Here is a 12,407-nt window from a genome sequence, read left to right as displayed (position 1 = left end):
TCGTGATGCGTCCGTCGATCCTGACCTCGGTCGCAGGCGGCGTCGGCACGCTGCGGCTCAACCGCGGCGACGATATGAACTCGCTCGACGCCGACACCGCGCGCGCGATCCGAGACGCGGTCGAGGCCTTCGCTGCCGACGATTCGGTGCGGGTGATGGTGCTGGCCGGCGAGGGCGCGATCTTCTCGGCCGGCGGCGACTTCAACTGGGTGCTGGGCTGGCCCGGGCTCGACGCCATCACGCGGCATGCCTTCGCCGACGCGCTGATGGCGGCGGTGCAGGCGGTCTACGAGTTTCCCAAGCCGTCGATCGCTCGGGTCCATGGCGCGGCCGTCGGCGGCGGCGTCGGACTGATGCTGGCCTGCGACTTCGCGGTCGCGTCCTCGGCGGCGCGCTTCGGGCTGACCTCGGTGCGCAACGGCCTGTTGGCCGGCATCGCCATCCCGGTGCTGATCGAGGCGGTCGGCCCGCGGGTCGCGCGGCAGCTCCTGATGCATGGCGGCACGTTCGACGCGGCGACCGCGCTGCGCGTCGGCCTGGTCGACCAGGTGGTCGAGCCGGCAGGGCTCGACGCCACGGTCGCGACACTGGCCGGCGAGCTGAAGCTCGGCGCGCCGTCGGTGCAGACGCTGGTCAAGAAGCTGGTCACCCAGATCAGCGCCTTGCCGCACGATTCCGACGCCGCCGAGATCCTCGGCGGCGAGGTCGCCAACCAGTGCGTCAGCGAGGAAGCGCTCGAAGGCATGCGGGCATTCCTCGACAAGCGCAAACCGAAGTGGGCCGTCTGATGTTCTCCAAGATCCTGATCGCCAACCGCGGCGAGATCGCCTGCCGCGTCATCAAGACGGCGCGGCGCATGGGCATCAAAACGACCGCCGTCTATTCAGACGCCGACCGCGGTGCTCGCCATGTCGCGATGGCCGACGAGGCGGTGCATATCGGCGGCTCCGCGGCGCGCGAGAGCTACCTGGTGGTCGACAAGATCCTCGACGCCGCGAAGCGGGCGGGCGCGCAGGCGATTCATCCGGGCTACGGCTTTTTGTCGGAGAATGCCGGCTTTGCCGAGGCCTGCGGGCAGGCGGGCGTGGTGTTCATCGGCCCGCCGCCGGCGGCGATCCGCGCCATGGGTTCCAAGAGCGAAGCCAAGAAGATCATGGAGAAGGCCAGGGTGCCTCTGGTGCCGGGCTATCATGGCGACGACCAGTCGCCGGAGCTGCTGGCGAAAGAGGCGCAGCGCATCGGCTTCCCGGTGCTGATCAAGGCGTCGGCCGGCGGCGGCGGCAAGGGCATGCGCGTGGTCGAGGAAGCCGCGAAGTTCGGCGACGCGCTCGCCGGCGCCAAGCGCGAAGCCAAGGCGTCGTTCGCCGACGATCACGTGCTGGTCGAGAAGTACCTGACGCGGCCACGCCACATCGAGATCCAGGTCTTCGCCGACAGCCACGGCAACTGCCTCTACCTGTTCGAGCGCGACTGCTCGATCCAGCGCCGCCATCAGAAGGTGATCGAGGAGGCGCCGGCGCCCAACATGGACCCGGCGCGGCGCAAGCAGATGGGCGAAGCGGCCGTCGCTGCGGCCAAGGCGATCGGCTATGTCGGCGCCGGCACCGTCGAGTTCATCGCCAATCAGGACGGCACCTTCTACTTCATGGAGATGAACACCCGCCTGCAGGTCGAGCATCCGGTCACCGAGATGATCACCGGCCAGGACCTGGTGGAGTGGCAGCTCGTGGTCGCCTCGGGCGGGAAGATGCCGCTGACCCAGGACCAGCTTCGCATCGACGGCCACGCGGTCGAGGTCCGGCTCTATGCCGAGGATCCCAACCGCAACTTCCTGCCCTCGACCGGCACCCTGGTGCATCTGCGGCTCCCGACCGAGGGCCTGCATGTGCGCGTCGACACCGGCGTGCGCGAAGGCGACACCGTCACGCCGTACTACGATCCGATGATCGCCAAGGTGATCGTGCACGACCGCGACCGCACCTCGACGATGCGGCGCATGGCGGCGCTGATGGGCGAGACCGAGGTCGTCGGCGTCACCACCAATGCCGGCCTGCTGAAGGCGCTGTGCTCGCACCCGGCCTTCGTCGGCGGCGAGGTCGACACCGGCTTCATCGAGCGGCACCGCGACGAGCTGTTCGCGAAGATGGGCCAGGCCGACGACCGCGCCTTCGCCATCGCGACGCTCGCCCGTGTCGCCGAATCGACGCCGCGATCGAACGATCCATGGGATCAGAAGAACGGCTTCCGCCTCCTCGAAGTCGGTCATGACGAGGTCCACTGGAAGGACGGCGAACGCGAGGTCGCCGTGATCGTGCGCCGCTTGCGATCCGGCATGCTGGAGCTCGGCCTGCCGGGCGGACCCGTCGAAGCCAGCGTGCAGCGCGGCGACGGCCGGCTGGCGATTCGCCTCGGCAACGACACCTTCACCGCGGCGGTGGTGCGTCGCCAGGTGGCCGACGGCACCGACTACACGCTGTTCGCCGACGGCGGCAGCCAGCGCCTGCGCCTGGTCGATCCGCTCGACGTCACGCAGTACGAGGCGGTCGCGGCGGGCGAGGGTTCAGTGCGCTCGCCGCTGCCGGGCAAGATCATCGACCTCAAGGTCAAGGCCGGCGACACGGTGAGCCGCGGCCAGCCGCTGCTGGTGCTCGAGGCGATGAAGATGGAGCACACGTTGGCCGCCCCGGCCGACGGCACGGTCAAGAGCGTGCGCTACGGCGTCGGCGAGCAGGTGCCCGAAGGCGCCGAGTTGGTCGAGTTCGAATGAGGGAGCTGCTCGGCGGCTGGCGGCTCGAGAGCTGGTCGTTCGTCTACGAGGACGGCCGGCCGCCGGAATACCCAATGGGGCCGGACGCCAAGGGCTACATCCTCTACACGCCGACGGGCCAGGTCAGCGCCACCATCATGCGCGCCGACAGGAGCGAGTGCTTCGCCTATGCCGGCCGCTACGAGATCGCCGACGGCACGGTCTTCCATTCGATCGAGTTGTCGACCAACCCGGCGCTGATCGGCGTGCGCTCGACCCGCCGCATCGCGCTCGACGGCGACCGGTTGACCCTCTCGGGCCCTGATTTCCTGCCGGGCACCAAGCGGTCGCAGCAGATCGTCTGGCGCCGCGCTTAAAGCGGGATGATTTGAGCTTCCGTCGTCCCGACCGAAGCCGAGCGAAGCTCGGCGCAGTGGAGGGACCTCGTTTCCGCGGTTTGCCGCTCGTTGTTGAGACAAGGTCCCTCGGCTACGCGCCTTCGGCGCTCCGGTCGGGACGACGGGATTCGACCTAATGTCAGCGCGCTCTAGGAGCGGCCGCGGCTCAGGACGGCGTACAAGAGGATGGCGCCGAAGGTAGCCGTGCCGATGCCGCCCAGCGCGAAGCCGCCGAACTTCAGGGTGAAGTCGCCGGTGCCCAGCACCAGGGTGATCGCCGCGACCAGCAGGTTGCGGCTGTCGGCGAAGTCGACCTTGTTGTCGACCCAGATGCGCACGCCGGTCACGGTGATCAGGCCGAAGATCACGATGCTGACGCCGCCCATGACCGCGAGCGGGATCGATGTGATCAGCGCGCCGAACTTCGGGGAAAAGCCGAGCAGGATGGCGAACAGCGCGGCGACCACGAACAGCGCCGTCGAATAGATGCGGGTCGCCGCCATCACGCCGATATTCTCGGCGTAAGTGGTGACGCCGGTGCCGCCGACCGCGCCCGAGGCCATGGTGGCGATGGCATCGCCCAGGAAGGCGCGGCCGAGATAGGGGTCCATGTCGCGTCCGGTCATGGCGGAGACGGCCTTCAGGTGGCCGAGATTCTCCGCCACCAGGATCAGCGCGACCGGCGCGATCAGCACCAGCGCCTTGGCGTCGAACACCGGCGTCGTGAAGTGTGGCACGCCGAGCCAGGCGGCATTGGCGATCGCCGTGCCGTCGACCGGCTTGCCGAGGCCCATGCCGTTGGCCAGCACGGCATAAACGATGGTGGCGATCGCCAGGCCGACCAGGATCAGCAGTCGCCTCACCATGCCGCGCGTGAACACGGCCACCAGGGCGATCGAGACGAAGGTCACCAGCTCCATCCAGGCGTCGAACTCGGTCGACGCCATGTTCTTGACCGGGATAGACGCCAGGTTGAGGCCGATCACGGCGACGATCGAGCCGGTGACGACCGGCGGCATCAGCCGCTCGATCCAGCGCGTGCCGGTCGCCATGACGGCGAAGGCGATCACGGCATAGACCGCGCCGGCGGCGATGATGCCGCCCAGCGCCACCGCGATGTTGCCGTTGGCGCCCTTGCCGCCGTAGGCGCTCGCCACGATCACCACCGAGATGAAGGCGAAGGAGGAACCGAGATAGCTCGGCACCTTGCCGCCGGTGACGGCGAAGAAGATCAGCGTGCCGACGCCGCTCATCAGCACGCAGACATTGGGATCGAAGCCCATCAGGATCGGCGCCAGCACTGTCGAGCCGAACATGGCGACAACGTGCTGCAGGCCGAGCGCCGTGGTCTGTGGCCACGGCAGGCGCTCATCGGGCGCCACGACGACGCCCTCGACGGCGGGTTTCTGGTACCAGAGCATGTCCCGAGTCTCCCCCTCGTTCGTGCCCCGCTATTGTCCAGATTTCGGCTGTGGAACGATACCCCTCAGTCGATTCCTTCCTAGTTCAGGAATTTCAGGTACTGGGCGACGAAATCGCAGCCGACATCCTTGGAGTAGGCGTTGATCAGCTTCTTGGTGATCGGGCCCGGGATCTTGCCGTCGCCCACGGCCGCGCCATTGAACGCCCGGACCGGCAGGATGCAGAGGCTGGTCGAGGTCAGGAACATCTCCTCGGCGTTGGCGGCGTCGAACATGTCGATGTCGCCGACGGTGCACTTCACGCCGAGCTTCTTGCCCATGTCCATGGTCATCTGCCGGCTGACGCCCGGCAGCACGTAGCGCTCAGACGGCGTGAACAGCTCGCCCTCGCGCACGATGAAGATGTTGGAGCCCAGGCCCTCGGCGAGGTTGCCGTTTTCGTCGAGCAGCAGCGGCCAAGCGTCTTCTTTGAGCGCCTTAACCGGTTTTTCGGCCATGATCATATTGAGGTAGTTGTGCGTCTTGGCGCGCGGCGACAGCATCGACGGCGCGATTCGGCGCGTCGTCGTCGTGAACACCTCGGCGCCGTCGCGGTAGAGCTTGGCTCGCTTGGCGAAGGGCAGCGGCAGCACCTCGATCACCACGTTCGGGCCAGTATGCTCCCAGCCCTCGTCGCCGACCGCGTCGACGCCGCGGCTGACCCGCTGGCCGACCCACCAGTCGCCGGCGGCGGCGCGCAGGTGCTCGTTCTTCTCCACGACAGCCTCGCTGTGCGCCACCATCTCCTTGGGCGAGAGGCCGGGGTCGATCTGCAGGTAGCGCAGCGAGCGGTAGAAGCGGTCGATGTGCTCCTTGAGGCGGAACGGCGTGCCCTCGAAGGTGCGGGTCATGTCGAAGGCGCCGTCGCCGTACTTCCAGCTGCGGTCGCGGAACGGGATCATGACCTGGTTCTCCGGCATGAACTTGCCGTTGAACCACGCGATGCGTTGATTGCTGAGCTGCTGGGCCATCTCGTTTCCTTTCCAGTTAGGCGAAGGCTAGAGCGCCGGCGGGCGACGGGGAAGGCCGCCGCCGGCGTTTGGATTCGACCGGCTGGGCCGGCGCAATGTTGCCCTCGGCGTCGGCAAGGCCGGCGACGTAGGTGAGGGCGTCGCCGATGTCGCCCTGCATCTCGCGCTGCGCCGTGGCGCCGTCATGCGCCTGCAGCGCCTTGACGATCCGCAGGCGCCGTTCGGGACCGCGCGACGAGGCGATGAAGTCGGGATAGAGCAGGTTCAGGTACGGGCCGGTCTGCAGCCACAGGCCCCCGATCACGCGCAGCAAGGTCGGCTGGTTGGCGATGGCGTAGAGGGTGAAGTGGAACTCGCGGATCTTCTGGCGGTCGGCGACCGTGTCGCCGCGGGCGCGCACGGCCATCAGCTCGGTCGCGATCCGCCGCAGGTTGGTGGCGTGCTCGCGCGTCGTCAGGGCGGCCGCCTTCTCGGTCGCCAGGCCCTCGAGCGCCAGGCGGATGTCGCGCAGCTCGAGGATCTTGTCGCGGGTCATCAGCGGAACACGGACCGAACGGTTGGGCCGCATCTCGAACGCGCCCTCGGCGACCAGCCGGCGCACCGCCTCGCGCACCGGGGTCATGCTGACGCCGAGGGTGCCGGCGATGAAACGGAAGGAAAGCTTTTGACCCGGCGCGAACCGGCCGGCCGTCAGCGCATCGCGCAGGGAGTCGTAGACCTGCGAGCGCAGCGAGGTGTCGACGGGCGCCTTGGGTGCCATCGGCCCGCAGCATAGACCAGCCGCGCCGATTTGTGATCACAAATTTCGATTGCCCCTGGGTTGCGCGCAAGGCATCGTTCTTGCTCGTCGAGGGACCATGCGCAACTACGCCAAGTCGATCGCACTGTATGAACGCACCCGCAGGACGCTGGCCGGCGGCGTCAGCAGCAACGTGCGCTACGCCTCGGCGCCGGTGCCGCTGTTCTTCGAGCGCGGCGAGGGCGCCCGGCTCTACGACATCGACGGCAATGTCCACATCGACTACGTGCTGGGCAACGGCCCGGCCATCCTGGGGCACGCGCCCAAGCCGGTGATCGACGCCGTCGCCGCCTCGCTGGCGCAGGGCCAGGTCTATGCCGCGCAGCATCCGCGCGAGACCGAGTTGGCCGAACGGCTCTGCCGGCTGCTGCCGGGCATCGAGGTGGTGCGCTTCGCGACCTCGGGCACCGAGGCCGTGCTGATGGCGTTCCGCCTGGCCCGCGCCTTCACCGGGCGCACCAAGATCCTGAAGTTCGAGGGCCATTATCACGGCTGGACCGACCAGGCCTATATCAGCGCCCGCCCGTCGCTGAACGAGGCCGGTCCGGCCGATTCACCCGTGCCGGTGGCCGGCTCGCCCGGCATGCCGCCGAGCGTGCTGGAAGACACCGTCGTCGCCGGCTGGAATGACCTCGATCTCCTGAAGCAGGCGTTCGAGCGTCACGAGGGCGAGATCGCCGCCGTCATCATGGAGCCGGTGATGGTGAATGGCGGGCCGACCGAGCCTGCTCCCGGCTATCTCGACGGCGTCCGCGCGCTCTGCCGCGACAACGGTGCGCTGTTCATCTGCGACGAGGTGATCACCGGCTTCCGCGTCGGCCTGCGCGGTGCCCAGGGCCGCTACGGCGTCACCGCCGACCTCACGATCTACGCCAAGGCGGTCGCCGCGGGCTTTCCGCTCGCCGTGGTCGGCGGCTGGCGCGACGTCATGGACACGCTACTCGACAAGGGCGTGATGCACGGCGGTACTTACAACGGCAATGTCCAGAGCATGGCGGCGGCGCTGGCGGCGCTCGACGTCCTGGAGGCCAATGATGGCGCGGTCTATCGCGACCTCGAAGCGCGCGGCACGCGGTTGATGCAGGGGCTCGCCGCGATCGCCGAGAAGCACAAGATGCCGGTGAAGGTGCAAGGCCTGCCGGCGATCTTCCAGGTCTACTTCACCGAGGGCGCACCGCCGCGCAACTACCGCGAATCAGTCGCCTGCGATCGAGACAAGGCGCTGGCCTTCCACACGGCGCTGCAGGAAGAGGGCATCCGCACCAACCAGAACGCGAAGTTCTTCCTGTCGGTCGCTCACGACGAGGCGATCATCGACGAGACGCTGGCGGCGGCCGACCGTGCGATGGCCGCCATCGCATGAGCGACATCCGGCTCGAGGGCGTCACCAAGCGCTACGGCCCGGTGGCGGCGGCCGACGATGTCGACCTCTCGGTGGCGCAGGGTGAGTTCGTCACCATCCTGGGGCCGAGCGGCTCGGGCAAGACGACGCTGCTGTCGCTGATCGCCGGCCTCAACCGGCCGACCGCGGGCCGCATCTTCATCGGCGGCCGCGACGTCACCGAGGCGACGGCGCAGGAGCGCAATATCGGGCTGGTCTTCCAGTCCTACGCGCTGTTCCCGCACATGACGGTGCTGGAGAACGTCCTGTTCCCGCTGGGCGTGCGCAAGATCGGCGGCGCTGCGGCGCGCAGCCAGGCGCTCGAGGCGCTGAAGCTGGTGCGGCTCGACGGTCTCGAAGGCCGGCGGCCGTCGCAGCTCTCGGGCGGCCAGCAGCAGCGCGTGGCGCTCGCCCGCGCGATCGTGTTCAAGCCCGACATCCTGCTGCTCGACGAGCCGCTGGGTGCGCTCGACCGCAAGCTGCGCGAGGAGCTGCAGGTCGAGCTGAAGCAGCTCCAGCGCACGCTCGGCGTGACGACCCTGCTGGTGACGCATGACCAGGAGGAGGCGCTGTCGCTCAGCGACCGCATCATGGTGCTCAACCACGGCAAGACGCAGCAGGTCGCCGCCCCCGCGGAGGCCTACCTGAAGCCGGCCAACCGCTTCGTCGCGGAGTTCCTGGGCATCGCTAACTTCGTCGGGCTCGACGGCGGGCGCACCGGGCTGGTGCGGCCCGAGCGCGTGCGGCTCGGGCCGGGCGGCGTCAACGGCGGCCGGCCGGCGCGCGTGATCGAGGCGATCTATCTCGGCCAGATGGTGCGCTATCACCTGGCGATCGAGGGCAGCGAGGGCGCGCCGATCGTGGCGGCGGTGCCGTTCGTCGGCCGGGCCTGGCAGGCGGGGGAATCCGTCGCGGTTTCATGGGATGCGGCCGACATCTGGCCGGTGACTTGATCAGCAGAAGGGGGACGACGATGAAGAGGCGTACTTTCGTGGCGGCTGCGGCGAGCCTGCCGGCGGTCAACATCCTCTCCGGGACGGCGCGGGCGCAGTCCAAGGAGATCCGCATGATCGAATCGGGCGGCGCCTCGGGCGATTCGATCGAGAAGGGCTATATCGAGCCGCTGTTCAAGAAGACCGGCATCAAGGTGGTGCGCGAGAACCCGAGCTCGCTCGGCAAGCTGCGTGCCCTGGTCGAGAGCGGCCAGACCACCACGACGCTGTTCGAGCTGGGCTCGGGCATCATCCTGCAGGCCAAGAAGCTCGGCCTGATCGAGAAGGTCGATTGGGCCGCGGTCAATCCGGCGGAGATGTTCCCCGAGGCCAAGAACGAGTACGGCTTCGGCTACCAGTACTTCTCGACCATCATGGCGTGGCGCAAGGGCGTGAAGGAGCCGAAAAGCTTCGCCGAGTTCTTCGACACCAAGGCCTTCCCGGGCAAGCGCTGCCTGCCCGACTTCCCGCACTACTGCCTGCCGTTCGCGCTGCAGGCGGCGGGCGTGCCGATCGACAAGCTGTTCCCACTCGATGTCGATCTTGCCTTCAAGAAGCTGAACGAGATCAAGAAGGACGTCGCGGTGTGGTGGAAGGCGGGCGCCCAGCCGCCGCAGCTCATGAAGGACAACGAGGTGCAGTACTCGATCTGCTGGTCGGGCCGCGTCGTCGGCGATCCGGCGTTCGGGCTGAACTTCGCCGGCGGCAAGGCCGACCTTTCGTTCATCGCCATCGTCAAGGGCTCGTCGCCCGAGAACAAGGCAGCGGCCTACAAGCTGTTCCACGAGATGTCGCTGCCGGAGAACCAGGCCAAAGCGGCCGAAGTGATCTCCTACACCGGCCCCAGTCCGAACCTCGATGCGCTGCTGCCCAAGGACAAGCTCTGGCAGTTCCCGACCAGCAAGCAGAACAAGGCGGTGCAGTACTTCGAGAACGCCGAATGGTGGGCCGACAACGGCGAGGCGGTGAACAAGAAATGGGAGGCGTTCAAGCTCAGCCTGTGATGAACGGAACGCTCTTTCATTGTCCTCCCCATTCAAATGGGGAGGTGTCGGCGTCATACGCCGACGGAGGGGTCATAGGCCGTGCCAAGAGGAAGAGGCATGACCCCTCCGTCGCGGATTACCACGCCACCTCCCCATTTGAATGGGGAGGTGTGTTCTGATGCGCTCCTCCGGCTTCTCCTTCATCGCACCGCTTCTGGTGCTGATGGTCTTCGCCTTCAACCTGCCCATCCTCTACATGCTGGGCCTTGCCTTCTGGTCGAAGGGGCAGGGCTTCACGCTCGAGCACTACGAGGGCCTGGTCGAGGCTCCCGTCTATCTGCGGGTGCTCGGCAACACCATGCGCATCGCCCTGATCGCGACGCTCGCCAACGTGATCATCGGCTATCCGCTGGCGCACTGGATGCGCGGCCTGCAGAACCGCGCCCGGCTGATCGCGATCGCGCTGGTCGTGCTGCCGTTCTGGGTGTCGATCCTGGTGCGCACCTATGCCTGGATCGTCGTGCTGGGCAATGGCGGGCTGGTCAACCGCGCGCTGATGTGGCTCGGCCTGACCGATGCGCCTGTGTCGTTCCTCTACAACGAGCTCGGCGTCACCATCGGCATGGCCAACGTGCTGCTGCCGTTCCTGGTGCTGCCCTTGTTCGCGGCGATGATCCGGATCGACGACCGGCTGATGCAGGCGGCGGCCTCGCTCGGCGCACCGCCGCGCACCATCTTCTGGAAGGTCTACTTCCCGCTGACACTGCCCGCGCTGGCGGCGGGCACGCTGCTGGTCTTCATCCTCTGCCTCGGCTTCTACGTCACCCCGGCGATCCTGGGGGGCGGCCGGGTGCCGATGATCTCCAACCTGCTCGACACGCTGATCAACCAGATCCCGCGCTGGGAGCAGGCGTCGGCGATCTCGACCATCCTGCTGATCGTGACGCTGCTGATCTTTGCCGCCTACCGCCGGCTCGACCGCAAGGCATCGGCATGATCGGCGGTTCGCCCTGGACGCGGCGCCTTCTGGCAACGACCGGCGTGATCGGCCTGGTGTTCCTCGGCGTGCCGATCCTGGTCGTGATCCCGATGTCGTTCTCCTCGGCCAAGGCGCTGACCTTCCCGCCGCCGAGCTTCTCGCTGCGCTGGTACCAGGCCTTCTTCGGCGATCCGCGCTGGATGGACGCGATGTGGACCTCGACCCTGGTGGCGCTGGTCGCGTCGGTGGCGGCGCTGCTGCTGGGCAGCCTGGCCGCCTACGGCCTCCGCCGCGGCACGTTCGGCGGCCGCGACTGGGCCGAGGGCAACTTCATGGCGCCGCTGATCGTGCCGACCATCATCGTCGCGATCGCGCTCTATCTCGGCTTGGCCAAGATCGGCCTGCTCGGCTCGCTGGCCGGCCTGATCGTGGCGCACACCCTGCTCAACGTGCCGCTGGTGATGATGGTGATGGGCGTGGCGATCCGCGAGTTCGACCCCAGGATCGAGCAGGTCGCCTGGAGCCTCGGCGCGTCGTGGCGCTACACGGTGTGGAAAGTGATGCTGCCCAACCTGGCGCCCAGCGTGTTCGCCGCCTGGATCTTCGCCTTCATCGGCAGCTTCGACGAGGTGATCGTCACGTCCTTCATCGCCGGCAAGTACGACACCGTGCCGAAGAAGATGTTCAACGAGCTGATCCTCGAGGTGAACCCGACCATCACCGCCGTGGCGACCCTGCTGATCGGCCTGACCGTGCTGGCGCTGGCAGCCGTCACCGTGATCCTGGCCCGCGCCGGAAAGCTCAAGCAGACGATCGTCTGAGGTGCTCCAACAGTGCCCGGGCCGGAGCTGGCAGGGCGCGTTCGGATTTGACGCACAGCCGCAACTTGCGCTGTGTCCACGTATCGAGCAGCGGCACGATCCGGATCGCCATCGACTTTCGGCAGCGCAATGCCGCGCTCCGCGATACCACCGCGACGCCAATGCCGCTCTCGACCACGCGGCACAAGGCGTCGAAGCCCGGTAATCGCAGGCGTGGCCGTAGCGTCGCGCCGAGCCGCGCCGCCTGGCCGTCGAGATGCTCCTGCAGCGCGCTGCCGGCCGGCAGGCCGACCGTGTCGTGCGCCAGCACGTCCTTGAAGGCGAGGCGGCGCTTGCCGGCCAGTGGGTGCTTCTGCGGTGTCACCAGCACCAGCCGGTCCTCGGCGAAAGGGAAGGTCTCGAGCTCGGCCGCCGAATCGACGACGTCGGCGACGATGCCGATCTCGGCGCGGCCGCGTGCCACGGCACGTACGATCTCGGGGCTCGGCCGCTCCTCGATTTCGATATCGAGTCGCGGATGGCGGGCGAGGAAGGTACCGAGCAGCGCCGGCAGCACCTCGAAGGTCGCCGCGGTGTTGGACAGTAGCCGTACCCGGCCGCGCAGGCCCTTGGCGAAGTCGCCGAGCTCGCTGCGCATCGTGTCGAGCTGCTGCGTCACCAGACGCGCGTGATGGACGAGCGCCAGCCCGGCCGCGGTCGGGACCACGCCGCGGCGTTGGCGCTCGAATAGGGGCGCCCCGAATTCGCGCTCCATGTCACGGATGCGCTCGCTGGCCGAGGCGAGAGCGAGGCCGCTGCGGCTCGCGCCATGCGTGATGTTGCCGGCATCGGCGACGTTCAGCACCAGCCGCAGGTCGACGAGGTCGAAGTGCAT

General features: G+C 68.0%; 12 protein-coding genes. 8 read left to right on the top strand and 4 right to left on the bottom strand.

The window, feature by feature from the left end:
• Nucleotides 1-5 precede the first annotated feature (5 nt).
• From J0J01_RS00345 to J0J01_RS00335, 3 genes are read left to right on the top strand one after another with little or no spacing between them, the layout of a single operon-like run.
• Nucleotides 6-788 (top strand): enoyl-CoA hydratase-related protein, encoded by a 783-nt coding sequence (locus tag J0J01_RS00345; RefSeq protein ID WP_296378098.1) that lies wholly within the window; start codon nt 6-8, stop codon nt 786-788.
• Nucleotides 788-2,767: an acetyl/propionyl/methylcrotonyl-CoA carboxylase subunit alpha gene (locus J0J01_RS00340; RefSeq protein ID WP_296378097.1), complete on the top strand. Its 1,980-nt coding sequence runs from the start codon at nt 788-790 to the stop codon at nt 2,765-2,767. Before J0J01_RS00345 ends, J0J01_RS00340 begins: the two co-directional genes overlap by 1 nt.
• On the top strand, nt 2,764-3,123 hold the full coding sequence (locus J0J01_RS00335) for a lipocalin-like domain-containing protein (protein WP_296378096.1): 360 nt from the start codon (nt 2,764-2,766) through the stop codon (nt 3,121-3,123). The genes J0J01_RS00340 and J0J01_RS00335 overlap by 4 nt, the downstream gene beginning before the upstream one ends.
• Nucleotides 3,124-3,293: 170 nt before the next feature.
• Here J0J01_RS00335 and J0J01_RS00330 read toward each other — a convergent pair whose 3' ends face one another.
• The 3 genes from J0J01_RS00330 to J0J01_RS00320 form a co-directional block, all read right to left on the bottom strand.
• Nucleotides 3,294-4,565, bottom strand: a complete 1,272-nt coding sequence (locus J0J01_RS00330; protein ID WP_296378095.1) for a solute carrier family 23 protein — start codon at nt 4,563-4,565, stop codon at nt 3,294-3,296.
• Between the two features lie 80 nt (nt 4,566-4,645).
• Entirely contained in the window at nt 4,646-5,575 is a 930-nt protein-coding gene (locus tag J0J01_RS00325; RefSeq protein WP_296378094.1) for an aminotransferase class IV, read from the bottom strand.
• 16 nt (nt 5,576-5,591) lie between these two features.
• Nucleotides 5,592-6,335 (bottom strand): GntR family transcriptional regulator, encoded by a 744-nt coding sequence (locus J0J01_RS00320; protein WP_296378093.1) that lies wholly within the window; start codon nt 6,333-6,335, stop codon nt 5,592-5,594.
• Between the two features lie 97 nt (nt 6,336-6,432).
• Between J0J01_RS00320 and J0J01_RS00315 the strand changes: the two genes are divergently transcribed.
• The 5 genes from J0J01_RS00315 (at nt 6,433) to J0J01_RS00295 (ending at nt 11,533) form a co-directional block, all read left to right on the top strand.
• The gene (locus tag J0J01_RS00315) at nt 6,433-7,737 is read left to right on the top strand and encodes an aspartate aminotransferase family protein (RefSeq protein ID WP_296378092.1); all 1,305 of its coding nucleotides are present in this window, start codon (nt 6,433-6,435) and stop codon (nt 7,735-7,737) included.
• On the top strand, nt 7,734-8,708 hold the full coding sequence (locus J0J01_RS00310; RefSeq protein WP_296378091.1) for an ABC transporter ATP-binding protein: 975 nt from the start codon (nt 7,734-7,736) through the stop codon (nt 8,706-8,708). The genes J0J01_RS00315 and J0J01_RS00310 overlap by 4 nt, the downstream gene beginning before the upstream one ends.
• A gap of 20 nt (nt 8,709-8,728) precedes the next feature.
• Complete coding sequence (locus J0J01_RS00305; RefSeq protein WP_296378090.1) at nt 8,729-9,751, top strand: extracellular solute-binding protein; 1,023 nt, start codon at nt 8,729-8,731, stop codon at nt 9,749-9,751.
• A 160-nt stretch (nt 9,752-9,911) separates the two neighbouring features.
• Nucleotides 9,912-10,730 (top strand): ABC transporter permease, encoded by an 819-nt coding sequence (locus J0J01_RS00300; RefSeq protein WP_296378089.1) that lies wholly within the window; start codon nt 9,912-9,914, stop codon nt 10,728-10,730.
• Complete coding sequence (locus tag J0J01_RS00295) at nt 10,727-11,533, top strand: ABC transporter permease (protein ID WP_296378087.1); 807 nt, start codon at nt 10,727-10,729, stop codon at nt 11,531-11,533. Before J0J01_RS00300 ends, J0J01_RS00295 begins: the two co-directional genes overlap by 4 nt.
• Here J0J01_RS00295 and J0J01_RS00290 read toward each other — a convergent pair.
• Nucleotides 11,514-12,407: a LysR family transcriptional regulator gene (locus J0J01_RS00290; protein ID WP_296378086.1), complete on the bottom strand. Its 894-nt coding sequence runs from the start codon at nt 12,405-12,407 to the stop codon at nt 11,514-11,516. The genes J0J01_RS00295 and J0J01_RS00290 overlap by 20 nt on opposite strands.

Origin of the sequence: Reyranella sp. (assembly GCF_017305915.1) — a bacterium.
GTDB lineage: Bacteria > Pseudomonadota > Alphaproteobacteria > Reyranellales > Reyranellaceae > Reyranella.
This window is presented reverse-complemented; position numbering and strand designations above follow the sequence as displayed.